At 58.3% G+C, this 26,557-nt stretch carries 20 protein-coding genes; 9 read left to right on the forward strand and 11 right to left on the reverse strand.

Going from position 1 to position 26,557, the window contains the following annotated elements; translation table 11 throughout:
• The first annotated feature begins 71 nt into the window (after positions 1–71).
• From D5067_RS15615 to D5067_RS15630, 4 genes are all read left to right on the forward strand, one after another.
• Entirely contained in the window at positions 72–971 is a 900-nt protein-coding gene (locus tag D5067_RS15615) for a glycyl-radical enzyme activating protein (RefSeq protein ID WP_119934952.1), read from the forward strand.
• A 4-nt stretch (positions 972–975) separates the two neighbouring features.
• On the forward strand, positions 976–3,408 hold the full coding sequence (locus D5067_RS15620) for a formate C-acetyltransferase/glycerol dehydratase family glycyl radical enzyme (RefSeq protein WP_119934953.1): 2,433 nt from the start codon (positions 976–978) through the stop codon (positions 3,406–3,408).
• Between the two features lie 151 nt (positions 3,409–3,559).
• Positions 3,560–4,375: a Cof-type HAD-IIB family hydrolase gene (locus D5067_RS15625; protein WP_119934954.1), complete on the forward strand. Its 816-nt coding sequence runs from the start codon at positions 3,560–3,562 to the stop codon at positions 4,373–4,375.
• Between the two features lie 150 nt (positions 4,376–4,525).
• The gene (locus D5067_RS15630; RefSeq protein ID WP_119934955.1) at positions 4,526–5,782 is read left to right on the forward strand and encodes a DUF1479 domain-containing protein; all 1,257 of its coding nucleotides are present in this window, start codon (positions 4,526–4,528) and stop codon (positions 5,780–5,782) included.
• Here D5067_RS15630 and D5067_RS15635 read toward each other — a convergent pair.
• Positions 5,779–6,852 carry a LacI family DNA-binding transcriptional regulator gene (locus D5067_RS15635; RefSeq protein ID WP_119934956.1) on the reverse strand — a complete coding sequence of 358 codons (1,074 nt, stop codon included), beginning with the start codon at positions 6,850–6,852 and terminating at the stop codon, positions 5,779–5,781. The genes D5067_RS15630 and D5067_RS15635 overlap by 4 nt on opposite strands.
• 288 nt (positions 6,853–7,140) lie before the next feature.
• On the opposite strand from D5067_RS15635, the gene D5067_RS15640 reads away from it, so the two are divergent.
• A complete protein-coding gene (locus D5067_RS15640; RefSeq protein ID WP_119934957.1) occupies positions 7,141–8,442 on the forward strand; it encodes an MFS transporter in 1,302 nt (433 codons plus the stop codon).
• Between the two features lie 17 nt (positions 8,443–8,459).
• Positions 8,460–10,823, forward strand: coding sequence for a glycoside hydrolase family 31 protein (locus D5067_RS15645; protein WP_133302812.1), 2,364 nt, complete (start codon positions 8,460–8,462; stop codon positions 10,821–10,823).
• A gap of 90 nt (positions 10,824–10,913) precedes the next feature.
• Here the strand turns inward: D5067_RS15645 and D5067_RS15650 are convergent, their stop codons facing one another.
• Positions 10,914–12,509: an ABC-F family ATPase gene (locus D5067_RS15650; RefSeq protein ID WP_119934959.1), complete on the reverse strand. Its 1,596-nt coding sequence runs from the start codon at positions 12,507–12,509 to the stop codon at positions 10,914–10,916.
• A gap of 222 nt (positions 12,510–12,731) precedes the next feature.
• On the opposite strand from D5067_RS15650, the gene ldtB reads away from it, so the two are divergent.
• Positions 12,732–13,652, forward strand: a complete 921-nt coding sequence (gene ldtB / locus D5067_RS15655) for a L,D-transpeptidase (RefSeq protein WP_119934960.1) — start codon at positions 12,732–12,734, stop codon at positions 13,650–13,652.
• 44 nt (positions 13,653–13,696) lie between these two features.
• Here ldtB and D5067_RS15660 read toward each other — a convergent pair whose 3' ends face one another.
• From D5067_RS15660 to mntR, 9 genes are all read right to left on the reverse strand, one after another.
• A complete protein-coding gene (locus tag D5067_RS15660) occupies positions 13,697–14,413 on the reverse strand; it encodes a GntR family transcriptional regulator (protein ID WP_119934961.1) in 717 nt (238 codons plus the stop codon).
• A gap of 16 nt (positions 14,414–14,429) precedes the next feature.
• On the reverse strand, positions 14,430–15,752 hold the full coding sequence (locus D5067_RS15665) for a PTS sugar transporter subunit IIC (protein WP_119934962.1): 1,323 nt from the start codon (positions 15,750–15,752) through the stop codon (positions 14,430–14,432).
• Between the two features lie 51 nt (positions 15,753–15,803).
• Positions 15,804–17,180 carry a glycoside hydrolase family 1 protein gene (locus tag D5067_RS15670; RefSeq protein ID WP_119934963.1) on the reverse strand — a complete coding sequence of 459 codons (1,377 nt, stop codon included), beginning with the start codon at positions 17,178–17,180 and terminating at the stop codon, positions 15,804–15,806.
• Between the two features lie 161 nt (positions 17,181–17,341).
• A complete protein-coding gene (locus D5067_RS15675; RefSeq protein WP_119934964.1) occupies positions 17,342–18,382 on the reverse strand; it encodes an aldo/keto reductase in 1,041 nt (346 codons plus the stop codon).
• 104 nt (positions 18,383–18,486) lie between these two features.
• Complete coding sequence (locus D5067_RS15680) at positions 18,487–20,010, reverse strand: efflux transporter outer membrane subunit (protein WP_119934965.1); 1,524 nt, start codon at positions 20,008–20,010, stop codon at positions 18,487–18,489.
• The gene (locus D5067_RS15685; RefSeq protein ID WP_119934966.1) at positions 20,010–21,581 is read right to left on the reverse strand and encodes a DHA2 family efflux MFS transporter permease subunit; all 1,572 of its coding nucleotides are present in this window, start codon (positions 21,579–21,581) and stop codon (positions 20,010–20,012) included. Before D5067_RS15685 ends, D5067_RS15680 begins: the two co-directional genes overlap by 1 nt.
• Positions 21,578–22,672: an HlyD family secretion protein gene (locus D5067_RS15690; protein ID WP_119934967.1), complete on the reverse strand. Its 1,095-nt coding sequence runs from the start codon at positions 22,670–22,672 to the stop codon at positions 21,578–21,580. Before D5067_RS15690 ends, D5067_RS15685 begins: the two co-directional genes overlap by 4 nt.
• 101 nt (positions 22,673–22,773) lie before the next feature.
• Positions 22,774–23,883: an anion transporter gene (locus D5067_RS15695; RefSeq protein ID WP_119934968.1), complete on the reverse strand. Its 1,110-nt coding sequence runs from the start codon at positions 23,881–23,883 to the stop codon at positions 22,774–22,776.
• Positions 23,880–24,353, reverse strand: coding sequence for a manganese-binding transcriptional regulator MntR (gene mntR, locus D5067_RS15700; protein WP_119934969.1), 474 nt, complete (start codon positions 24,351–24,353; stop codon positions 23,880–23,882). The genes D5067_RS15695 and mntR overlap by 4 nt, the downstream gene beginning before the upstream one ends.
• Positions 24,354–24,536: 183 nt before the next feature.
• Here mntR and mntS point away from each other — a divergent pair, with 183 nt between their 5' ends.
• A complete protein-coding gene (gene mntS / locus D5067_RS15705) occupies positions 24,537–24,665 on the forward strand; it encodes a manganase accumulation protein MntS (protein WP_119934970.1) in 129 nt (42 codons plus the stop codon).
• A 279-nt stretch (positions 24,666–24,944) separates the two neighbouring features.
• Positions 24,945–26,528: a phosphoethanolamine transferase gene (locus tag D5067_RS15710; RefSeq protein WP_119934971.1), complete on the forward strand. Its 1,584-nt coding sequence runs from the start codon at positions 24,945–24,947 to the stop codon at positions 26,526–26,528.
• Positions 26,529–26,557: the final 29 nt, after the last annotated feature.

Here is a 26,557-nt window from a genome sequence, read left to right on the forward strand (position 1 = left end):
AGTTGACCTGCATCAAGATAACCTTCATTCGAAAGTAATTTAATCTTCATATGCAACTTGAGGGCAAAAATATGATCTTCAATATTCAGCGTTACTCTACCCACGATGGCCCCGGCATCCGAACCGTGGTGTTCCTGAAGGGCTGCTCGCTGGGCTGTCGCTGGTGCCAGAACCCGGAAAGCCGCTCCCGCAGCCGGGACGTGCTGTTTGACGCTCGCCTGTGCCTTGAAGGCTGCGACCTGTGCCAGCAGGCGGCGCCGGGCTGTATCGAACGCGCGCTGAACGGGATGGTCATCCACCGCGAAAAGCTGAGCGATGAGACGCTCAATGCCCTCACCGACTGCTGCCCGACGCAGGCGCTGACCGTCTGCGGTGAAGAGAAGCAGGTGGAAGAGATCATGGCGACCGTGCTGCGCGATAAGCCCTTCTACGACCGCAGCGGCGGCGGAATCACTCTCTCCGGCGGTGAACCCTTTATGAACCCTGAGCTGGCACACGCGCTGCTTAAAGCCAGCCACGAACAGGGTATTCACACCGCGGTTGAAACCTGCCTTCACGTACCCTGGCACTATATCGAGGCATCATTACCGTACGTCGATCTGTTCCTCGCCGACCTGAAGCACGTCGACGGCGACGTTTTCAAACGGTGGACGGACGGCTCGGCCAAACGCGTTCTGGATAATCTGAAACGCCTGGCGGTAGCCGGCAAGAAAATCACCATCCGCGTCCCGCTGATTCAGGGCTTCAACGCCGATGAAGCCGCCATCACCGCCATCACCAACTTCGCTGCTGATGAGCTGAACGTTAGCGACATTCATTTTTTGCCGTACCACACGCTGGGCATGAACAAATACACCCTGCTCGGCCAACCTTACTCTGCCCCTGACAAACCGCTTGATAACCCTGCGCTACTGGATTTCGCCCAGCAGTACGCCAGCCAGAAAGGGTTAACCGCGACCTTACGAGGATAAAATTATGACGACCCTGAATCTCAACACCCTCAGCGAGCGCATTAAAGCGCATAAAATGGCCCTGGTGCATATCGTCAAGCCGCCGGTCTGTACCGAGCGCGCGCAGCATTACACCGAAATGTATCAACAGCACATGGACAAGCCTATCCCGGTCCGTCGCGCCCTGGCGCTGGCGCATCACCTGGCCGAGCGCACCATCTGGATCAAGCACGACGAGCTGATTATCGGTAACCAGGCAAGCGAAGTGCGCGCCGCGCCGATTTTCCCGGAATACACCGTCTCCTGGATTGAGAAAGAGATCGACGACCTCGCAGATCGTCCGGGCGCAGGCTTTGCGGTGAGCGAAGAGAACAAACGCGTTCTGCATGATATCTGCCCGTGGTGGCGCGGCCAGACGGTGCAGGATCGCTGCTACGGTATGTTTACCGACGAGCAGAAAGGCCTGCTGGAAACCGGCATTATCAAAGCCGAAGGCAACATGACCTCCGGCGATGCGCACCTGGCGGTCAACTTCCCGCTGGTGCTGGAAAAAGGGCTCGACGGCATGCGCGCCAAGGTAGCCGAGCGCCGCTCGCGCATCAACCTGACGGTGCTGGAAGACCTGCACGGTGACCAGTTCCTGAAGGCGATTGATATCGTGCTGGAGGCCGTCAGCCTGCATATCAAACGCTTTGCCGACCTGGCGCGCGAAATGGCGTCAACGGAAACCCGCGAAAGCCGCCGCGATGAGCTGCTGGCAATGGCGGAAAACTGTGACGTAATCGCCCACGAGCCGCCAAAAACCTTCTGGCAGGCGCTGCAGCTGTGCTACTTCATTCAGCTGATCCTGCAGATTGAATCCAACGGACACTCCGTCTCCTTTGCGCGTATGGACCAGTATCTTTATCCGTACTACCGCCGCGACGTGGAGCTTGACCAGAGCCTCGACCGCGAGCACGCCATCGAGCTGCTGCACAGCTGCTGGCTGAAGCTGCTGGAAGTGAACAAGATCCGCTCCGGCTCGCACTCTAAAGCCTCCGCCGGCAGCCCGCTGTACCAGAACGTCACCATCGGCGGCCAGAAGCTGGTCAACGGCGAGCCGATGGACGCGGTGAACCCGCTCTCCTACGCGATTCTGGAATCATGCGGTCGCCTGCGCTCCACCCAGCCGAACCTGAGCGTGCGCTACCACGCGGGCATGAGCAACGACTTCCTCGACGCCTGCGTGCAGGTGATCCGCTGCGGCTTCGGCATGCCCGCCTTCAACAACGATGAAATCGTCATTCCTGAATTCATCAAGCTCGGCATTGAGAAAGACGACGCCTACGACTACGCGGCCATCGGCTGCATCGAAACCGCGGTCGGCGGCAAGTGGGGCTACCGCTGCACCGGCATGAGCTTTATCAACTTCGCCCGCGTGATGCTGGCAGCGCTGGAAGGCGGCCGCGATGCCACCAGCGGCAAGGTGTTCCTGCCGCAGGAGAAAGCGCTCTCTGCCGGAAACTTCAACAGCTTCGACGAGGTGATGGCGGCCTGGGACAGCCAGATCCGCTACTACACCCGCAAATCCATCGAGATTGAGTACGTGGTGGACACCATGCTGGAAGAGAACGTCCACGACATTCTCTGCTCGGCGCTGGTTGACGACTGCATCGAGCGCGCGAAAAGCATCAAGCAGGGCGGCGCGAAGTATGACTGGGTCTCCGGCCTGCAGGTGGGCATCGCCAACCTCGGCAACAGCCTGGCGGCGGTGAAAAAGCTGGTGTTTGAACAGGGCACTATCGGCCAGCAGCAGCTGGCAGCCGCGCTGGCGGATGACTTCGACGGGCTGACCCACGAGCAGCTGCGTCAGCGCCTGATCAACGGCGCACCGAAGTACGGTAACGACGACGACAGCGTCGACCTGCTGCTGACGCGTGCGTATGAAACCTATATCGAAGAGCTGAAGCAGTATCACAACCCGCGCTATGGCCGCGGCCCGATTGGCGGTAACTACTACGCGGGCACGTCGTCCATCTCCGCAAACGTGCCGTTTGGCGCGGCGACAATGGCCACCCCGGACGGACGTAAGGCGCACACCCCGCTGGCGGAAGGGGCAAGCCCGGCCTCCGGTACGGACCACCTCGGCCCAACGGCGGTGATCGGCTCAGTCGGTAAACTGCCTACCGAGGCGATCCTCGGCGGCGTGCTGCTTAACCAGAAGCTGAACCCGTCGACGCTTGAAAATGACAGCGATCGCCAGAAGCTGATGGTGCTGCTGCGCACCTTCTTCGAAGTGCATAAGGGCTGGCATATTCAGTACAACATCGTGTCGCGAGAAACGCTGATGGAAGCGAAGAAACACCCTGACCAGTACCGTGACCTGGTGGTGCGCGTGGCGGGCTACTCGGCGTTCTTCACCGCCCTGTCGCCGGATGCGCAGGACGACATTATTGCGCGTACTGAGCATACACTGTAACGGTGTATCCCCTCTCCCTTGAGGGAAAAAACACTAAAAACGGCAACCTGGGTTGCCGTTTTGCTTTTACTTTCGAATGAAATTAAATTTGTGCTCCCCGTCACCTTGTTATTAGAATGTTTCAAAACGCAGTGACCCAGGAGCGCAATGTATGACCGTAAAAGTTATCGTCACCGATATGGACGGAACTTTCCTTGATGATGCCAAGCAGTACGATCGTGACCGCTTCCAGGCACAGTTCGAACAGCTGAAAGCCCGCGACATCGAATTCGTTGTCGCCAGCGGCAACCAGTATTACCAGCTCATCTCTTTTTTCCCGGAGCTAAAAGAGCAGATCTCCTTCGTGGCGGAAAACGGTGCGCTTGTGTTCGATCGCGGTGAACAGATTTTCCACGGTGAGCTGACGCGTCATGAATCGCAGATCGTGATTGGCGAGCTGCTGAAAGACAAAGGGCTGAACTTCGTGGCCTGCGGGCTGGAGAGCGCCTACGTCAGCGACAAAGCGCCCGACGAATTCGTGCAGCTGATGTCAAAGCACTATCACCGCTTAAAGCGCATCAGCGATTACCGCGACATTGACGACGTGCTGTTTAAGTTCTCCCTGAACCTGCCGGACAGCGATATCCCTAATCTGGTGGATAAACTTCACGTCTCCCTGGACGGCATCATGAAGCCGGTCACCAGCGGCTTTGGGTTTGTGGATTTGATTATCCCCGGCCTGCACAAAGCCAACGGCATCAGCCGCCTGCTGAAACGCTGGAAAATCTCCCCGCAGGCGTGCGTGGCGATTGGCGACAGCGGCAACGATGCCGAAATGCTGAAGCTGGTGAAATACTCGTTTGCGATGGGCAACGCGGCGGAAAGCATCAAAGAAATCAGCCGCTATAGCACCGACGACAACAACCATCAGGGCGCGCTGAACGTCATTCAGGCCGTGCTCGACAACCACTCCCCGTTCGACGTCTGATTCCCTCCCCGCCGGAGCCTCGCTCCGGCAGCCTCGCTCATTTTCCATCCTGTGGCGTACGTCAAAGTTTTAAACTTGCATTAACTTATTTTTAACTTAAAGTATCACTTGTAGACACTTTTACTTTCGAATGAAAGATGCGAGGCAGTTATGACCTTTACCAGTGAAACCTTGCCGACGGATCACAAAGCGGCAATCCGTCAGTTAAAACGCGAGCTGCGCGCGCAGATCGGTGACGTGCAGGCGGTGTTCAATAAGCTCAGCGATAAGATTGCCACCCGCGTGGCGGAAATTAACGCCCTTAAAAATAAAGGCGAAGCCGTCTGGCCGGAGATCCCGTTTGCGGACGTGAAAAACGGCACCCTCACCGACGCGCAGCGCGAAGCCGTTAAACGCCGCGGCTGCGCGGTGATTAAAGGTCATTTCCCGCGCGAGCAGGCGCTGGCGTGGGATCAGTCGATGCTCGACTACCTCGATCTGAACAAATTTGACGAAGTGTACAAAGGGCCGGGCGATAACTTCTTCGGCACCCTGACGGCCTCCCGCCCGGAAATTTTCCCGATTTACTGGTCGCAGGCGCAGATGCAGGCGCGCCAGAGCGAAGAGATGGCGCAGGTGCAGTCGTTCCTTAATCGCTTATGGACATTCGAGAGCAACGGCAAGCAGTGGTTCGATCCGGACGTGAGCGTGATTTACCCGGACCGCATCCGCCGCCGCCCGCCGGGAACCACCTCGAAAGGGCTGGGGGCGCACACCGATTCCGGCGCGCTGGAGCGCTGGCTGCTGCCGGCCTATCAGCAGGTCTTTGCCCGCGTGTTTGACGGCAACGTCGAGAAATACGATCCGTGGAACGCCGCGCACCGTACCGAAGTGGAAGAGTACACCGTGGATAACACCACCAAGTGCTCGGTATTCCGCACCTTCCAGGGCTGGACCGCGCTGTCGGACATGATCCCGGGCCAGGGTCTGCTGCACGTGGTGCCGATCCCGGAGGCCATGGCGTACATCCTGCTGCGTCCCCTGCTGGACGACGTGCCGGAAGATGAACTGTGCGGCGTCGCACCTGGGCGCGTGCTGCCGATTTCCGAGAAGTGGCACCCGCTGCTCATCGAGGCGCTGACCAGCATTCCGGCACTCGAAGCGGGCGATTCCGTATGGTGGCACTGCGACGTGATCCACTCCGTTGCGCCAGTGGAAGAACAAAAGGGCTGGGGCAACGTGATGTACATTCCTGCCGCGCCGATGTGCGAGAAGAACCTCGCTTACGCGAAAAAGGTCAAGGAAGCGCTGGAAACCGGCGCCTCTCCGGGAGACTTCCCGCGTGAAGACTATGAAAAAAGCTGGCAGGATCGCTTTACCGTGAACGACCTGAACATCCACGGCAAGCGCTCGCTGGGCATGGTTTAACTGTCGTATAGCCCTTCCCGCTCCACGGCGGTGCGTCGTTTCCCCTGACGTATCCGCCGTACCGAATCCCGCACGGTCAGCGTGCCGTTAAGCAGTAACGTCCCCACCGGCGCCTCCGGGCGCATCAGCCGCTGCTGGAGCATATGCACCGCTTCGGTTCCCAGCTCATCGCGGGGAACGTGCACGGCCGTTAAGGGCACATCCTGAATCGCCGCCAGATTAAACCCGTCGATGCTCATCACCGAGACGTCCTGCGGCACGCGCAGGCCGTGCTTTTGCAGTGCGCTTATCGTTCCGGCTGCCATAAAATCGCCGCCGACTAAAAATGCGGTGGGCAGGTCTTTCCCCTGACGTTGACCGAGCCACGCGCCCATTAGCTGCTCCGTCTCGCGCGCGCTAAAGCTTGGGACCACCAGAAGATCGCGCTTGTCGCTAAATTTCAGGTTGTGCGACTGCCACGCATCGCGGATACCCGACAGGCGCAGCTCCATGGTGTAGCGCCTCAGGCAGAGCACGTTCATCACCTCGCGGTGCCCCATTTCAAACAGGTAATCCGCGGCGCGTTCACCAATGGCGCGGTGATCGGGCGCGACCGCTGGCAGGCGCATGTGTCGGTCACGGCAGTTAATCAGCATGCAGGGTTTATCGACATCCACGGCCAGATCGTGAATATGCGGGTCGTCGATGCCCAGGAGAATGGCGGCCTGCGTATCCGGCTCATTCATGCGCGCCAGAAACAGCTGCGCGTCGCTGTCGTTCTCCTCGAGCGCACAGTAGCGCAGGCGAACCTCGTGAGATGCGAGCCCCTTGCTTACGCTCTGGATCACGCGGTAGTAAAAGATGTCGGACCGTTCGTCGAACGCCCGCTGCGGCGCAAAAACCACCAGGCTGTTAAGCAGCAGGCGCCCCGCCGCCATGCCGTCCATTACCCCCAGCTCCCGCGCGCATGCCAGCACTTTTGCTCGCGCTTTTTCGCTGGTGTTGGCCTTCCCCGCCAGCACGCGGGAAACGGTGCTGATAGAGAGCTGAGTACGGGCGGCAATTTCGGTGATTTTTAGCCTTTTGTCCATTTTGTGATCTGGCTCCGTTTGCGAAATGAAAAAATTTTCATAGCGTCTTCATCAGTCCATAACTGATGTCGCCCTCATGATGCCAAAGTATTGAACTCAGTTATGAGAAAGTTTGCACAAAATCCGCTATTGCCTCCTCATCTTCTCCCTTAAGGTGAACTTGTCACACAACTTCCATACTAGTTGTATATCAGCTTCAAGCATTAAAACAGATAACTATCAAAGCCATAAAAACGCTGTGTGACACCTGAACCTATGTCCCCTACCGTCCGTCTTGTGGAGAGTAAAATGAGTCAGGACATCAATAACACCGTTGCGACCAGCAAAACCCGTCGCGTCATTAAGAACCTGCGCTGGTACGTGCTGGTACTGTTCTTACTGGGCGTCACCGTCAACTACATCACCCGTAATTCACTGGGCATTCTCGCGCCGGAGCTGAAGGAGAGCCTCGGGATCACCACCGAGCAATACTCCTGGATCGTCGGCGCTTTCCAGATTGCATATACCATCTTCCAGCCCCTGTGCGGCTGGCTGATTGACGTTATCGGCCTGAAGATTGGCTTTATGGTCTGCGCCTGCCTCTGGGCACTGATGTGTATTTTCCACGCGGGCGCCGGAAGCTGGCTACATCTTGCCATCCTGCGCTTCTTTATGGGTGCCTCCGAAGCCGCCGCCACGCCGGCAAACGCCAAAACCATCGGCGAATGGTTCCCGAAATCGGAGCGTCCCGTTGCCGCCGGCTGGGCCGGGGTGGGCTTCTCCATCGGCGCGATGCTGGCACCGCCAATTATCTACTTTGCTCACGCCTCGTTTGGCTGGCAGGGCGCGTTTATGTTTACCGGCGTGCTGGCGCTGGTCTGGGTGGTACTGTGGTGGGCGTTCTACCACAACCCGGAGCAGCACCCGAATCTGGGCAAAGATGAACTGGCGTTTATCAAGCAGGATAACGAACCGCCTGCGGTCAAACTGCCCTTCCTCACCGCGCTGAAAACCGTTTCGAAAAACAAACGCTTTTACGGTATCGCCATCCCGGCGTTTATGGCGGAACCGGCCTGGGCGGTGCTGAGCTTCTGGGTGCCGCTCTACCTCGCCAAAGAGCACGGCATGGACCTTAAGCAGATTGCCATGTTTGCCTGGCTGCCGTTCCTCGCTGCCGATCTCGGCAGCGTGGCGAGCGGCTATCTTACCCGGCTCTACACCCGGTGGTTCGGCTGCTCCCGCGTTAACTCCGTGGTCGCCAGCTCCGTGACGGGCGCGTTCCTGATGATCTCGCTGGGCATCGTGGCCATTACCCGCGACCCGTACATCACCATCGTGCTGATCTCCATCGGCGGCTTCGGGCACCAGATCATCTCGTGCATGCTGAGCGCGCTGGTCGTGGAATCCTTTGATAAAGGCCAGATGGCCACCGTCAACGGCATGCGCGGCTCGGCGGCGTGGATCGCCAGCTTCCTGTTCTCTCTTTTGATTGGCGTGACCGCCGACAAAATCGGCTTTAACCCGCTCTTTATTGCCATGGGCTTCTTTGACCTGATTGGCGCTGTCTTCCTGGTGGCATTTATTGCTGAACGTCGCGCCAAGCGCGCCTGATAGTGGATGTATTGCATATGAAAACTTTGAAAAACTGGACCGTCGAGAAGCAGTCCGCAAACCATCTTGAGCTGCTGGTTGATAACCAGCACCGCCTGTGCCTGTACGTGCTGGAAGAGAATCTGTTCCGCGTGCTGATTAAGCGCAAAGGCGAGCTGGCGCTGGACCGCACCTGGAGCATCGCGCCGGAAAAAGACGTGCCCTGGGAAGGTCGCCATCGCGATGACCTGAGCGGCTTTACCTGCCCTTCCTGGACGCTGACGCAGCAGGGGGACAGGTTAACCGTAGCCACCGAACGGCTGCGAGTGGCCGTCCACCAGCCGCTGTGGCTGGAGTGGCACTACCGCAACGACGCGGGCGAGTGGCAGCCGCTGGTCAACGACCGTCCGACCAGCGCCTACCTCCTGAACGCCCACGGCGACGGCGTGGCGCACTATCTCAGCCGTCGTAAGGACGAGCGTTTTTACGGCCTGGGCGAGAAAGCGGGCGATCTGCAGCGCAACGGCAAACGCTATGAGATGCGAAATCTGGATGCGATGGGCTACAACGCGGTGAGCACAGACCCGCTCTACAAGCACATCCCCTTCACCATCGCCCGCCGCGAGGACGTGAGCTACGGCCTGTTCTACGACAACCTGAGCAGCTGCTGGCTGGACCTGGGCAACGAAATTGACAACTACCACACCGCCTATCGCCGCTGGCAGGCGGAAGCGGGCGATATCGATTACTACATCTTTACCGGCAGGCGGGTGCTGGACGTCACCAAAGCCTTCGTGCGCCTGACCGGTAAAACGCTGTTCGGGCCGAAGTGGAGCCTGGGCTACAGCGGCTCGACCATGCACTACACCGACGCGCCTGACGCGCAAAACCAGCTGATGAACTTTATCCGCCTGTGCGAAGAGCACGCGATTCCGTGCGACTCGTTCCAGCTCTCCTCCGGCTATACCTCTATTAACGGCAAACGCTACGTCTTCAACTGGAACTATGACAAGGTGCCGCAGCCGAAGGTGATGAGCCAGGCGTTCCACGACGCGGGATTGAAGCTTGCGGCCAACATCAAGCCGTGCCTGCTGCAGGATCATCCGCGCTATAGCGAAGTCGCGGAAAACGGGCTGTTCATCCGTGATTCAGAAACCGATGCGCCGGAACGTTCCAGCTTCTGGGATGACGAAGGATCGCACCTCGACTTTACCAACCCGCAGACGGTGCAGTGGTGGCAAAACGGCGTCACCACGCAGCTGCTGGAGATGGGCATCGACTCCACCTGGAACGACAACAACGAATATGAAGTGTGGGACGGGGAAGCGCGCTGCTTTGGATTCGGCAAGGAGATCGCCATCAAGCACATTCGCCCGGTGATGCCGCTGCTGATGATGCGCGCCTCGCTGGAAGCGCAGCAGCGTTTCGCGCCGAAAAAGCGTCCGTACCTGATTTCCCGCTCCGGCTGCGCCGGGATGCAGCGCTACGTCCAGACCTGGAGCGGCGATAACCGCACCAGCTGGGACACCCTGCGCTATAACACCCGCATGGGGCTGGGGATGAGCCTGTCCGGGCTGTTCAACGTCGGTCACGACGTCGGCGGTTTCTCCGGCGACAAACCGGACGCCGAGCTGTTTGTACGCTGGGTGCAGAACGGCGTGATGCACCCGCGCTTTACCATTCACTCGTGGAACGATGACCGCACGGTGAACGAGCCGTGGATGTATCCGGGCGTTACCCCGGCCATTCGCAGCGCGATTGAGCTTCGCTACCGCCTGCTGCCGTATCTCTACACCCTGCTGTGGCAGGCGCACGCTGACGACGAGCCGATGCTGCGCCCGACCTTCCTTGACCACGAGCAGGATGCACAGGCGTTTGAGGAGTGCGACGACTTCCTGCTGGGTCGCGACGTGCTGGTCGCTAGCGTCGTCGAAGCCGGGCAGCGCGAGCGCCGCGTCTGGCTGCCGGATAACGCCACCGGCTGGTACGATTTTTACACCCACGCGTGGTTCTCCGGCGGCCAGTGGATCGTCCTCGACGCGCCGCTGGAAAAACTGCCGCTGCTGGTGCGCGCCGGTGCCGGTCTGCCGCTCAGCGAGCGCATCACGCACGTAAGCGCCGAAAAGGACAATACCCGCGAGCTGAAGCTGTTCCCGGTGAAGGGCGTCGGCACGACCTCGGGGCTGCTGTTTGAGGACGACGGCGAAAGCTGGGGCTACCAGAACGGCAACGCGCTGTGGGTTGAGTGGGAAATGGCGTGCGACGGCGCAACCGTCAACCTGAAGGTGAACGCGCGCGGGGATTATCGTCCGGCGTGGAAAGCGCTGAAGGTATCATTACCGGTAGGGGAAAAGCGTAAGCTGCTGGTGAACGGTGTTGAAGGGGGCGAGTGGGTGGTGTAGTGCGGCCTGATGCCCTCACCCTAACCCTCTCCCACGGGGAGAGGGAATAGAACGTAGGCCGGGTAAGGCGAAGCCGCCACCCGGCTTTTTTTAGTTATCGACGCCTTTACTGCGCAGGTAGTCTTCGTAGTTACCGGTGAAGTCCACCACGCGCTCTGGCGTAATTTCGATCACGCGGGTCGCCAGCGAGCTCACAAACTCACGGTCGTGAGAGACGAAGATCAGGGTGCCCTGATACATCTCCAGCGCCATGTTCAGCGATTCGATAGATTCCATATCCAGGTGGTTAGTCGGTTCGTCCATGACCAGGATGTTTGGTTTTTCCATCATCAGTTTGCCAAACAGCATGCGGCCTTTTTCACCACCGGAGAGCACTTTGGCTGGCTTTTTGATGTCGTCCTGGCTGAACAGCAGACGGCCCAGAATACCGCGCACCACCTGCTCGTCATCACCTTCCTGCTTCCACTGGCTCATCCAGTCGAAAACGGTCAGGTCATTTTCGAACTCGTATTCGTGATCCTGCGCGTAATAACCAATCTGCGCGTTCTCAGACCATTTGACGGTACCGTGATCCGGCTGAAGTTCACCGACCAGCGTTTTGAGCATGGTAGATTTACCCACGCCGTTCGCACCCAGAATGGCAATCTTCTCGCCCACTTCCAGCAGCAAATTGAATTTTTTAAACAGCGGGCCGTTATCAAAGCCCTTCGCCAGCGCTTCCACTTCCAGCGCGTTACGGAACAGTTTCTTGTCCTGCTCGAAGCGGATGAACGGGTTCTGACGGCTGGAGGCCTTCACTTCGTCGAGCTTGATCTTATCGATCTGACGCGCACGGGAGGTTGCCTGACGTGATTTAGAGGCGTTAGCGCTGAAGCGGCTCACGAAGGACTGCAGGTCAGCAATCTGCGCTTTCTTCTTGGCGTTATCCGCCAGCAGACGTTCACGCGCCTGCGTCGCTGCCGTCATGTATTCGTCGTAGTTGCCCGGGTAAACGCGCAGCTCGCCGTAGTCCAGATCCGCCATGTGCGTACAGACCATGTTCAGGAAGTGACGGTCGTGCGAGATGATAATCATGGTGCTGTCGCGGTCGTTCAGCGTCTGCTCCAGCCAGCGGATGGTATCGATGTCCAGGTTGTTCGTTGGTTCGTCGAGCAGCAGAATGTCAGGGTTAGAGAACAGCGCCTGCGCCAGAAGCACACGCAGTTTCCAGCCCGGCGCCACTTCGCTCATCGGACCGTAGTGTTGCTCAACCGGAATACCCACGCCCAGCAGCAGCTCGCCCGCACGCGATTCGGCAGAATAGCCATCCATTTCGCCGTACAGCACTTCGAGGTCAGCCACTTTGTAGCCGTCTTCTTCGCTCATTTCTGCCAGCGCATAGATACGGTCGCGCTCTTGTTTCACTTCCCACAGCTCACCGTGACCCATAATCACCGTATCAAGCACCGTGAACTCTTCGAAGGCGAACTGATCCTGACGCAGCTTACCGATGCGCTCGTTGGGATCGAGCGAAACGTTGCCAAGCGTCGGCTCTAAATCGCTGCCGAGGATCTTCATAAAGGTGGATTTGCCGCTACCGTTGGCACCAATCAGGCCGTAACGGTTGCCGCCGCCAAATTTGACGGAAATATTTTCGAACAGCGGCTTACTGCCAAACTGCATAGTGACGTTGCTGGTAACTAACACGGAGAGATTCCTGCGAAAAGTGTGATAAACACGGCATTATGCCACAATTCCGAATTGAGATCCCGTGTTGCGACTATCCACTAAACTTTAACAAATTCGAAAAAAGTGTGATTTCGTACACATCTGAATTCCCTGTTAGCGGGAATGCACATATAATGCGCTCCCATCACAGATTCAGACTTATCAACCAATCGCCAGAGTGGCTCAGATACCTCGCATAACATGAACATGAAATTAACAACGCTTTTTGCGGCGGCGTTAGCCGTAGTAGGTTTTTGTAACACCGCGTCTGCGGTAACTTATCCTCTGCCGACAGACGGTAGCCGTCTGGTGGGTGAAAATCAGGTGGTGATTGTGCCGGAAGGTAACTCTCAGCCGCTGGAATATTTTGCCGCACAGTACCAGCTTGGCCTGTCAAACATGCTGGAAGCAAACCCGGGCGTTGACCCGTACCTGCCAAAAGCCGGTACCGTGCTGAACATCCCGCAGCAGCTGATCCTGCCGGACACCGTCCATGAAGGTATCGTGATCAACAGCGCCGAAATGCGCCTGTACTACTACCCGAAAGGCACCAATACCGTGATCGTGCTGCCAATCGGCATCGGCCAGCTGGGCAAAGACACCCCGCTGAACTGGACTACCAAAGTTGAGCGTAAGAAAGCCGGCCCAACCTGGACCCCTACAGCCAAAATGCACGCTGAGTACATCGCGGCGGGCGAACCGCTGCCAGCCGTTGTGCCAGCAGGCCCGGACAACCCAATGGGCCTGTACGCGCTGTACATTGGCCGTCTGTACGCAATCCACGGCACTAACGCCAACTTCGGCATCGGCCTGCGCGTAAGCCACGGCTGCGTGCGTCTGCGTAACGAAGACATCAAGTTCCTGTTCGATAACGTGCCGGTCGGTACGCGCGTCCAGTTCATCAACGAACCGGTGAAAGCAACCTCCGAGCCGGACGGTAGCCGTTACATCGAAGTGCACAACCCGCTGTCCACCAGCGAAGACCAGATCAACAACAACGAAATCGTGCCAATCAACCTGAACAGCGCGGTACAGGCCGTGACGTCTCAGGCTGACGTTGAAACTACCGTTGTTGACCAGGCCGTTCAGAACCGTTCCGGTATGCCGGTGCGTTTGAACTAATAACGCAACGCACAAAAAAGCGGGCTTCGAAGCCCGCTTTTTTTTTATCCGTTATTCACGATCACGATGCCACCGTGATCGTAGCGATAGTGGCAGTGGGCGTACTCCAGCGGCGTGCCGTCTTCAAGATAGATCACCTGCTCCACCTCCAGCACCGGATCCGTCTGTTCACAGACTAAGTGCTGCATGTCCAGCGCGTTCGGCTTTAACGCGCGCACCACCCGATACGAGCCCATAATCTTCAGCCCCAGCGTCTCCTGCACGTACTGGAACACCGAGCTTTCAAGATGGCTTTTGTTCAGGCCGGGCACCAGATTGAGCGGCATCACCGTTGAGTCCAGCGACATTGGCTCGCCGTTTAGCAGGCGCAGACGAATAAAGTCATAGATGGGCGCATCGGCGTTCAGCATCAGCGACGCCTGCTCTTTCTCGTTTGGGAAGCGCAGTTCAAAATGGACCACCTGGCTGGTCACCGTTCCAAGGTGCTCCCAGGTTTTCGTGGCGCCAAAGTAGTCGCTGCCTGAGAGATCCCACTGCGAGAGCTGCAGGAAGTTTTTGCGAATAAACGTTCCCTGCCCCTGACGGGTATAGACCAGCCCTTCGACAATCAGCTGGCGCATGGCCTGCTGAATGGTCATCCGGCTGGTGTTGAACTCTGCAGCCAGCGCGAACTGGTCCGGCAGGGTTTCATTGGCGGCATACTGCTGGCTGATAATGCGTTTTTTAATTTCCCGCGCTATGGTGATGTACTTCGCCGCCATCGTCCTTCCCTTCTGATTAGTTTTCTATCCCGCTGTTTTTCAACGCCACTCTCTCGGCAATCTTGAGGAAAGGCAGGTAGAAGAATACACCAAATACGATGATTGCCAACTGCACCACCACCGCCCGCCAGTCCCCCGCCGTCGCCAGCCAGGCGCTCAGGATCGGCGGCGTTGTCCAGGGGATCATCACCACGCAGCGCGACATTAACCCCAGCGTGGTGCAGAGCCACGCGAAGTAAATGCCGATAGCGGGCAGCAGCACAAACGGGATCATCAGCGGCAGGTTAAAGACGATGGGCAGGCCAAAGATCACCGGCTCGTTGATGTTGAACAAGCCGGGCGCCAGCGACAGGCGCGCGACCTGCTTCGCCGACTTCTGTCGGGAGAAGAGAAAGATAGCGATCAGCAATGAGATAGTGCTGCCCGTCCCGCCCACCATGCCGAACGTCGGCACGAAGATGTTATTGATGATGTGCGGAATTGGCTGGCCGTTGGCGAAGGCCAGCATGTTCTCGTTGGTGTTGATCAGCAGAAACGGCTCCAGCACCACGCTGTTGACGACTGACTGATGAATACCGAGCGTGAACAAGAAGTTACCGAAGCTGTAGATGAAAATCGTGCCCGGCAGGCTGGTGTTGATCAGCCGCAGCGGCTGCTGGATAAAGGTCGTAATAAGGTGGATCAGATCCGTATGCAGCACGTTCGCCAGCAGTGCTGCCAGCACCGCGAAGAGAGAGAGCGTGAGGATAGTTGGGATCAGCGCGGTAAAGGACTGACTCACCGCCGGAGGCACGTTCTCCCCGAGCGAAATGTGCAGCGCCCTGAGCCGCGAAATGGCGATAAACAGCTCCGTCGAGAGCAGGCCAATCAGCACTCCGGCAAAAATCCCGGTGGAGCCGATATTGGCAAACGTCAGCACCTGCGTCACGTTCACCGTCGTCTCACTGCCGACGGGCGTCAGCTGCAGGCGCATCGGCATCATGATAATAAAGCTGCTGACGGCAATAACCACTGCCGAGACCGGATTGTTGAAGTCTTTGTTGCGCGCCAGCGACCAGGCAATCATCGGGGCCAGCAGCAGCGCGGCGATATTCAGCGTGCCGTTGATGATCGCCTCGCCCCAGGCCTTAAACTGCGTCAGCGTGTCACCTTCCAGCACCCACGGAAACACCACGTTATTGACCAGTACCGCCAGGCCGGCGAGGATGAAAATCGGCATCACCGTGGCAAACGCGTCGCGCAGGGAGCGCAGGTGCACCTGGTTAGCCAGGCGCGCCGAGAACTCGACAAATTTATCAACAAAGGACTGCATGTTCGGTGTTATTTTTGCTTCAGACATAGCGGATAGTTCCCATCAATCAGTCACAAAAACGGCCCGGCAGCGTACGGCTTACATCTCGCGTCCGTTGGTATGAATAGCCTGTTTTAACCACGCGTAGCTTTTCTTCGGCACGCGCTTCAGGTCTTTCAGGTCGTGGTTCTCACGGTTGACATAGACCACGCCGTAGCGCTTGCGCATGTCGCCCTGCGAGCTGAGAATGTCGATCAGGCCCCAGCCGAGATAGCCGATGACCTCAGCGCCGTCCTCAAATATGGCCGCTTTCATCGCCTCGATATGCGCCCGGTGGTAGTCGATGCGGTAGGTGTCCTCTATCGGGTTAACGCCGTCCCAGGACTCAATCACTCCAATGCCGTTTTCGATAGGGAATACCGGCAGACGCCAGTCGTTGGCATAGCGGGTGATGATGGTGCGGAAACCCAGCGGGTCAATCTGCCAGTTCCATTCGGTGGCCTTCAGGAATGGGTTGTTTTTCTCGCCGTGCAGCAGGTAATAGTTAACCGGAGTGCTTTCGGGAATCGCATCGCTGTCCAGCGTTTTGCTGGCGTAGTAGCTGAAGGCCATGTAGTCGTTTTTGGTACGCGCGAGAAGCGCTAAATCCTCGGCGCGGTAGATATCACCAAAGCCTTCCTGCTCAACTACCGCCATTACCGCCGGGCTGTAGCCCTGGCCTGCGAAGACGCGCAGCAGGTTCTGGTTGAGGAACTCGTCATACTGCTGGGCGCAGAAGATATCGCGCGGTTTACACGTAGCCGGGTAGATCAGCTGGTGCGCCAGCATCCCGCCCATCAGCTGGCCCGGTTTGGTCTGGTGCAGATACTCGGTCAGCGCCATATGCGCGACCATGGTGTGATGCTGCAGCTCGTACAGCTCGCGCAGGGTTTTCTCGCCCTTCATGTAGCCGGAAATGCGGAACGCTTCCGGCATGTGGAAAATGTTCTGCTCGTTGAAGGTCAGCCAGTACTTCACGCGGTCGCCAAAGCAGTCGATCATCTTTTTGCCGTAGCGGATAAAGGCCTCCATCACGCGACGATCGTTAAACCCGTTGTACTCCTGCGCCAGCGCCAGCGGCATATCAAAGTGGTAAAGGCAGATCATCGGCTCGATGCCGCGGGCGATGAGATCGTCGATAAAGCGGTCGTAAAACGCGATGCCTTCGTCGTTGAAATCGCCGTCACCCTGCGGGCAGACGCGGCTCCAGGAAATCTGGAAGCGGTAGCAGTTCATGCCCAGATCCTGCATCAGGTCAAAATCTTCCCGATAGCGGTGGTAGGAGTCGGTCGCCACTTTCCAGTCGGAGATGTTTTCTCCGGCTTCGCGAATGTCATACACCGACATCCCTTTTCCACCCTCATTCCAGGCGCCTTCCGTCTGCATGCTGGATACCGAGTTGCCCCATAAAAAGTTGGCTGGCAATGCATGGTTCATGTTCGCTCCCTATATGACTAGTCATTTAAATTTCATGAATAGTCATATAGATCGAGATGAAAAATCAATCAAAGAGAAGGATCGTTTTTTGTGAGGTGGGTTGAAATAATGACCAGAGATAGTAGCCCCGGTAAGCGAAGCGCCACCGGGGAAGAGGAAGGTTACTGCTGCGCGAGCTGGTTACGGCGATATTCCCCCTGCCGCTCAAGCATCCACCCCGGATACTCCCGCGGCAGCGCGCTCACCGCATCAAGCTGCTTAAGCTCGTCCTCGCTTAAGCGGACCCCGGTTGCGGCAATATTGTCATCCAGCTGATCGACGCGCTTCGCCCCAATAATGACGCTGGTGACGGCTTTCTGATGCAGCAGCCACGCCAGCGCGATCTGCGCGACGGAGACGCCTTTGCTCTCGGCAATCACGCGCATCACGTCCACGCTGTCGAAGGCGCGATCTTTATTCACCGGCGGGAAGTCGAACTCCAGACGGCGGCCTCCGGTTTCGCTCGTGCCGTCACGGCCATATTTCCCGCTCAGCAGTCCCCCTGCCAGCGGGCTCCAGACCATTAGCCCAACGCCCTCGCTCTGCATCATCGGCACCAGCTCGCGCTCCAGGTCGCGCCCGGCGATGGTGTAGTACGCCTGCAGCGAGGCAAAACGCGCCAGCCCCAGACGCTCCGAAATGCCCAACGCTTTGGCTATCTGCCAGGCCGCCCAGTTGGAAACGCCGATGTAGCGCACGTGGCCGTGCTGCACCAGGTTATCCAGCGCATAGAGCGTCTCTTCGATGGGTGTCGCGGGGTCGAAGCCGTGGAGCTGATAGAGATCGATATGATCCAGCTGCAGGCGGCGCAGGCTCTCCTTCACGCTGCTGATAATGTGATAGCGCGAGCTGCCGCGCGAGTTGACCCCTGCGGTGCCCGTTTCGCCGAACACCTTGGTGGCGACCACCACGTTTTCGCGCGGGACGTTCAGGTTTTTCAGCGCCTGCCCGAGGATCGCCTCCGAGCGCCCTTCCGAATAGACGTCGGCGGTGTCGATGAAGTTGATGCCCGCGTCCAGCGCGCGGCCCACCAGCTGCTCGGCTTCGTTTTGCTGAAGCTGGCCAATCTTACCCCACATGCCGCCCTCGCCGCCGAAGGTCATGGTGCCAAGGCAGAGTTCAGAAACAAACAGTCCGGTATTGCCCAGTTTTTGATAACGCATAACGTTTTCCTCACATGTCGATTGGGTGTCCGTTAGTTATACCCGCCCCTCAGCCATCGCGAATGTGGCGTTCCTGTCCGTTTCTTGCCCAATCCTCTGAATCGTCATCCGCGCGGAGCGTCGCCAAAGACCTTGTAGTCCGGGAGCTGCACCTGCTGATACGGCTCCCAGCCGCCGCCGAGCGCCTTGTAAAGCGCCACCAGGTCGAGGGCGCTTTGCACCTGCGCCTGCGCGCGCTGCTGCTGGGCCTGCGCCAGCTGCCGCTGGGCGTCCAGCACGTCGATAAAGCTGGCGATCCCCTGCCGGTAGCTGTCGCTTGCCAGGTCGAATGCGTTTTGCAGCGCGTCGATGGTTTTTGCCAGACCCGCTTCGCGCTGCTGGTCGGTTCGATAGCTCACCAGCGCGTTTTCCACATCCCCGAGCGCCGTCAGCACCGTCTGGCGATAGTCCAGCACCGCCGCGCCCTGCTGCGCGCGCGCCACCTTGACGCTGGAGACCAGCCGGCCGCCCTGGAAGATGGGAATGGAGACCTGCGGGCCGAAGCTGTAGAAATGGCTGCTCCAGTCGGTCAGCCAGTTAGTTTCACTGTTGCGCAGGCCAAACTGCCCGGAGAGGGTGAAGCTCGGGAACAGCTCCGCCACCGAGACGCCAATCTGCGCCGTGGCGGCATGAAGGTTCGCCTCGGCCTCGCGCACGTCCGGACGACGGCGCGCCAGCGTCGACGGGATCCCCGTTTGCACGATATCCGGTAAGGCTGGCATCGGCTTAACCGTCTGCAGCTCCGCATCCAGCGCGTCCGGCGGTTTGCCAAGCAGGATCGCCAGGCCGTTCATCGCCTGCCGCTCCTGCGCCTGATACTGCGGGAGCTGCGCTTCAAGATTGCCCAGCTGCGCGCGGGCGTTTTCCACGTCCATCTGCGGAGACAGCCCGCCGCGCTGGCGGCTTTCCGTGAGATCCAGCGTCTGCTGGGCGCTTTCAATCTGGGTGTTGAGCGTGGCGATAATGCTCTGGGCGCCGCGCAGCTGGAGCCACGCGCGCGCGACTTCGGCCTCCAGCGACACCAGGGCATCGTTACGCTGCTCTATCGCCGCTTTCTGCTGCGCTTCGGCGGCTTCCACCTGGCGGCGTACCTTGCCCCACAGGTCAATTTCCCACTGGGCGTCGAAGCTGCCCTGGTAGAGGTTTATCGGCTGCGTCAGCGGCCCTAACGCCCCTTTGAGTTCAGGGTCGACGCTATCCAGCTGGTCATAGACGCCGTGGGATTTTAGCTCCCCTTCCAGCCCGAGCTGCTGACGCGTCGCCTGCAGATTGCCGTTCACCGACGGGTAAAAGGCCCCGCCGGCCTGATTTATCTGTTCGCGCGCCCCGGCGATGCGCAGCACCGTTTGCTGCAGGGACAAATTCCCGGCGATGGCGCGTTCAACCAGGCTGTCGAGCTGCGGCGAGCCGAAGGTTTTCCACCAGCGCGGGTTGGTTGCGGCTGAGGTTGTTTTCGACTTCACCTCGCCGTCGCCCCTGTCGTTCCAGTGCGAAGCGGCAGGTGGTGCGGGCTGCTGGTAGTCTGGCCCCACGGCGCAGCCCACCAGCAGCATCATTATCATCAGGGGGTGTAAACGTCTGTGTATCATCAATGTGCTCCTGCACTCCCCTCGCTCTTAACCGGCGAGAGCAACAAACAAAACGGAATCAGTAAGAAGGCCACCGCGCTCAGGAGGGTGAAAACGTCGATGTAGGCCAGGAAGCGCGACTGCTCGATCATGGTCTGGTACATGCGCCCGGTGGCAATTCCCGTAGGGTCACCCACCTGGGTGGTGAAATTTTGAATCGCCTGGGCGCTTTCGCGAATCGCCAGCTGGAACTGCTCGTTAAACGGCGAGGCGTGGTACGCCAGATGGGCGCTGTGCGCCTGCGAGCGTTCGGTTATCGCCGCCGTCGAGAGCGAAATCCCAATCGAACCCGCCACGTTGCGGAACATGGTAAACAGCGCCGCCGCATCGGCATTGAGACGCCTCGGTATCGAGATAAAGGCAATGGTGGTCAGCGGCACAAACAGGAACCCCAGCCCAATCGACTGCGCGCTGCGGAACAGCACCAGCGTTTCGAAGTCGATATCCGGCGTCAGCGTGCGGGACCAGAAGAACGACACCGCCAGGCAGGTAAAGCCAAAGGCGATTATCCAGCGCGTCTGCACCACCGGCATCAGCTTCAGCACCAGCGGAATGGTCAACACAATCAGCACCGCCCCGGGCGAAAGCACCAGCCCGGACCAGGTGGCGGTATAGCCTAAATCCTGCTGCGCCAGCTGCGGGATCACCACCGAGCTGCCGTAGAGGATCATCGCCATCCCCGCCATCAGCAGGCTGGAGATCGCGAAGTTGCGGTCCTTCATACAGTGCAGATCCACCACCGGCTTTTTGGCGTACATCAGCCAGTAAATGGCGCCGATAATGCCGATAAGCGTCAGCACGGCGAAGGTGCGGGTAAAGTCAGAGTTGAACCAGTCTTCGTCTTCCCCGCGGTCAAGCATCACCTGCAGGCAGCCCAGGCCGAGGGCGATCAGGCCGATCCCCGTCCAGTCGACGGAGAGCTTCTCTTTTGATTTGCTCTCCCAAGGCGGATCTTCCAGCAGATTGTAGATCGCCAGCACCGTCACAATCCCCACCGGAATGTTGATGAAGAACACCCAGCGCCAGGAATAGTTATCGGTGATCCAGCCGCCTAGGGTTGGCCCAAGGACCGGCGCAACGATAATGGCAATCGATGAGAGGCCGAAGGCTTTGCCCCTGTCCTCGGGCTTAAAGTAGTCGAGCAGCACCGACTGCTGCGTCGGCTGTAGCCCGCCGCCAAAGAAGCCCTGCATCACGCGAAACAGGATGATCTGCCACAGCTCGGTAGCAATACCGCACAGGAACGAGCAGATGGTGAACATCACGATGCAGATCAGGAAGAACTGCTTGCGGCCAAACAGTCGGCTAAGGAAGGCAGAGATGGGCAGCACGATGCCGTTCGCCACCAGGTAGCTGGTCAATACCCAGGTGGATTCGTCGTAGCTGGCCGAGAGCGACCCCGCGACGTGCGGTAGCGCCACGTTAACGATAGTGGTATCGAGGATCTCCATAAATACCGCCAGCGTGACCACGATAGCCACCGCCCACGGGTTGCTGGCAGGCTTCCAGCTGTCGTGGCTGTGGTCCGTCATTCGAGCGTGACCTTCGGCTCAACGGACAGCCCCAGCGGCAGCGGTTGGTTCGGATCCAGGCCTTTATCAATCACGATTTTCACCGGCACGCGCTGAACGATCTTCACAAAGTTGCCGGTGGCGTTCTCTGACGGAAACGCGGAGAAGCGCGAGCCGCTGCCCTGCTGGATGCTGTCGATATGGCCTTCAAGCTCCATATCCGGCCAGGCATCGACCGAGACCGTTACCTTGTTACCCGGCTTCATGCGTTCAAGCTGCGACTCTTTGAAGTTCGCAACCACCCACACGTTCGGGGAAACCAGCGAGAACAGCGCCGATCCCGCCTGCACCAGCGTCCCGGGCTGGACGTTGCGTTTGGTGACAAAGCCGTCGAACGGGGCGCGAACTTCGGTATAAGAGAGGTTCAGGTTTGCGGTTTCAAGCTGGGCTTTAGCCTGATCGACCTGCCGTTCGCGCGCTTCAACATTTGTCTCCTGCTGGCGGATCTGCAGCTGAACCTGCTCCGCCACCTCCAGCTGCGCCTGCGCGCTGGCCAGCCCGGCCTGGGCGCTGCGCAGCTGGGCATTTGCGGAATCGATACTTTGCTGCGTGGTCGCGCGCGGGTCGACGCCGCGCTGACGGCGGTACTCCGCCTGCGCGTTCGCCATATCCGCCTGGGCTTTCAGCACCTGGGCTTTAGCCTCGTCGCGCTGGGCGGGATATTGCACCTTCGAGAGCGCCAGCTGCGCCTGCGCCTGGTGCAGCTGAGCAACCGCCAGTCCCAGCTGGGCCTGAGCCTGATCGCGCTGGGCGGTGCTGTCTCGGGGATCGATAACGACCAGCAGGTCGCCCTTTTTCACGCGTTGGTTATCGCGCACGTGAAGTTCGGTCACGTAGCCCGCGGCTTTGGGGGCAATCGTGACCACGTCGCCGTCGGTAAAGGCGTCGTCCGTGGTCTCCTGGTTGCGGGTCAACAGCCACCAGACGAGCGCCACAACCACCATCACGACCACGACAATGCCGAGGATAATTAACGGTTTTTTGCCCGGACGCTTGCGCGCGTTATTGTTGTTTTCCTGCTCGTCAGCAGGCGGGTTTTGATCTTCAGCCATAGTTCAGCAACGGTCCTGTCAGTGAGCGGCATCACACTATGCCGTTCACTAAAGCTAGGACGTTGCTATACATTTGCCAGGATAAACTGACAAATAGCGCACTATATGAGAAGGAATAGTCCGAATCCGATCGCGGCGGCCCAGGCAAGCATCGGGACCGACCACAAATGGAACCGCCACCAGATGCGGCGGTCGTTGGCCATGCGCAGGGCAATGAGGTTCGCCAGCGAGCCGGGCAGCAGCCCAAAGCCGCCGACGTTTACCGCCCACGCAAGGAGCGTATCAGGGGGAACGTAGTTGAGGAGCAGGATAGTAGAAGGTACGTTGCTGATAACCTGCGAGAGGCCAATTGCCGTCAGCCACAGCCCCGGCTGAGACAGGCCACTCACGTTATGCAGAACGTTCTGCAGCGCGGGAAGCTGGATGAGCAAATGCACATCGATAAACATTGCCATAAAGACCAGCAGCAGCGTCCAGTCCACGCTCACCAGCACGCGCCTTGCCAGCACTAGAAACCCGGCAGCAACCAGCAGTACGCCCGCCAGCTCAAACTTCATCTCCAGTGCAATCAGGAAAACGATGTACAGCGCCAGACAGCTCCAGACCAGCCGTGGCTGCCACTGCGGGCCCGCGGTTCCGCTGTGGTACTGCAGCTTTTTATCCGGGAAGGCAAACCAGCAGACCACCAGCAGGGACACCGTCATCACCAGCGCCAGCGGAGCCATCTGCCAGGTAAAGGCGGCAAACGACAGCCCGGAGCGTCCCCAGAGCAGAATGTTTTGCGGGTTACCGATGGGGGTTAACAGTGAACCCGCGTTAACCGCCAGCGCTTCAAAGATAATGAGGCGGGTAACGGGTATTTCGCAAAGCTTACGCAGCGTAAGCGTTAGCGGCACGATGATAAACAGCGCCACATCGTTAGTCAGAAAGGTCGACAGCACCGCTGCAGAAAAGACCATAAAGAGGGAGAGCCTGCGCTCGGTGGCAAAGCGGCGCACCATCTTGCGCCCCAGCACGTCAAAGTAGCCGCTCAGCTCCACCCCTTTGGTCAGCATCATTAAGCCGCTCAGGGTAATAATGGTGCGCCAGTCAATGGCCGCAGGCCAGGCGTGAGGGGCAAACGGCACAAAGAAGCTTAACCCTGCGCCAACAAGCAATAAGAGATGAAAGAAACGATCGCGGGCCAGCGCCTGCAGTCCGGGGATCGTCATTCTGCACCGGGTCCGTATTTAAGGGTGAACTCGCGGAACTTCACCAGCGTCTCTTCGCTGACGTGGTGCTCCATGCCTTCCGCGTCCCGGCGGGCAATATCCTGGCTGACGCCCAGCACCAGTAAAAAGTTTTCCACGATCTGATGACGCTCGCGGCTCTCCTGCGCCAGCTTTTCGCCTTCTGCCGTCAGAAACACGCCGCGCCAGGGGATCATTTCGATCAGGCCCACCGTCGCCAGACGTTTTAACATTTTGGCAACCGTTGGCTGGGACACGCCCAGCCGGGCAGCCATGTCGACCTGACGCGCTTCGCCCACTTCGCGAATCAAATCGGAGATCAGCTCGACGTAGTCATCAATTAGCTCCCGGCGGTGCGCTTCCCGCACCTGGCGGAACCCTTCAACATGCTCTTCAACATTCACCAGTTGCGTCGTTTTTTTTGTTGTTGGCTTACCTGCGCGACGGTTCATTGTGCTTCCTCAATGGGGGTGACGCTTCCAGCGTCCTGTAACGGAGCGCACAGTGTAAACCATAGCTCTACAAGCACAAAAAATTAACGAATTAGCCATAGCTATACAATATAGCCTGTGCTATATCTGTATGTAATGCAGTCACCCTTCACGGATCGAAGGGATCAAACTTCAGGAGGTCATATGAACGAATTCAAGAGGTGTATGAACGTGTTTACCCACTCTCCTTTCCAGGTACGCTTAAAGCTGTTAAACATGCTGTGCGACATGTTTACCCACAAACCGCACCAGGACGACAAACCTTCCCACTAAGCGGCGTCGCGGTACGCCGCTTCATTTTTCCGTCACAATCCCCGTGTAAACTGGCTTTTTGCCGCCCTATTCCCGATCTTTTTTACGGATTTGCAGCCCCCTTCGCAAAACATCTGTTTAGCAACTGTTGACCTTATTACCCGCTCGCTCTATCTTCTTGCAGCCCTGCACCCTTTGCGGCTCGCTGAAGCGGACCCTCATTCCCTCTCCACGCACTGTCAGGCAGGCTTTGACCCTTGGCGCCAGGGTGAGCACATGGCGTTTTCACGATAGTTGCCTATGAACGTAACCCTGAAAGACACACTTGTTACCCGCCGCCGGGCCTTAAGCCCGTGGACGGGATTTTACTTTCTGCAATCTCTGCTGATTAACTTTGCGCTTGGCTATCCGTTTAGCCTGCTTTATGCCGTCGCCTTCACCTGTATTCTTCATCTGCTGTGGCGGAGCGCGCCGCGCGCGCAAAAAGTGTTAATCGGGGTCTGTTCACTGGTCGCAGCCTTCTATTTTCCGTTTGGTCAGGCCTACGGCTCGCCAAACTTTAATACCCTGCTGGCGCTGCACTCGACCAATATGGAAGAGTCGACGGAGATCCTGACGATTTTCCCGTGGTACAACTACGTGGTCGGACTCTTCATTTTTGCGCTGGGCGCGATCGCGGTTCGCCGTAAGCCGTCCGAGAAAAAAGCGTGGGGCAGAATCGAAAGCCTTTGTCTGGCCTTCAGCGTCGTCACCTTTTTCGTTACGCCGGTGCAAAACCTGGCCTGGGGTGGCGTATTTAAGCTGAAAGATACCGGCTATCCGGTGTTCCGCTTTGTGAAGGACGTGGTGGTCAATAACGCGGAAGTGCTCGACGAGCAGACGCGCATGGCCGAGCTTTCCACTATGAAAGATACCTGGAACGTACTGGCCGTAAAGCCGAAGTACCACACCTACGTGGTGGTCATCGGTGAAAGCGCACGCCGCGATGCGCTGGGCGCGTTTGGCGGGCATTGGGATAACACCCCGTTTGCCAGCTCGGTCAACGGCACGCTGTTTACCGACTACGTCGCGGCCAGCGGGTCAACGCAAAAGTCACTCGGCCTGACGCTGAACCGCGTGGTCGACGGCAAACCGCAGTATCAGGATAACTTCGTTACGCTCGCCAACCGCGCCGGTTTCCAGACCTGGTGGTTCTCGAATCAGGGGCAGATCGGCGAATATGATACCGCTATCGCCAGCATCGCGAAGCGTGCCGATGAGGTGCAGTTTTTGAAAAGCGGCGATTTCGAAGCCGACAAAAATACTAAAGATGAAGCCCTGTTAAAGATGACCGCGCAGGTCTTTGCTACCCAGCGCACCCAGCCGCAGCTGATTGTCCTGCATCTGATGGGGTCACATCCGCAGGCGTGCGATCGTACGCAGGGTAAATACGCCGAGTTTGTGCAGTCGAAGGAGACATCCTGCTATCTCTACACCATGACGCAAACGGACGACCTGCTCAGCAAGCTCTACGCACAGCTGCGCAATACCGGCGACAGCTTCTCGATGGTCTACTTCTCGGATCATGGGCTGGCGTTTAAGGAGCGTGGTAAAGAGGTACAGTACCTGGCACACGATGACAAGTTCCAGCAGAACTTCCAGGTTCCGTTTATGGTGCTGTCGAGCGATGACAAGAAGCATCGAATCATCAAGGCGCGTCGTTCGGCGAATGATTTCCTGACGTTCTTTTCGCAGTGGACGGGGATTGCGGCAGAGCAGATAAAAAATGCCTACCCGTTTGTCTCAAATAAGAAAGCACCCTCAGTTTACATTACCAACTTCAAGTTACAGAAAGTTGACTATAACCATCTGGGCACGGACATTTTTGATATTAAGAGTAAGTAATCTCTTCCGTCTCGTGCGGTCTGATGCCC

This window comes from Enterobacter huaxiensis (assembly GCF_003594935.2).
GTDB lineage: Bacteria > Pseudomonadota > Gammaproteobacteria > Enterobacterales > Enterobacteriaceae > Enterobacter > Enterobacter huaxiensis.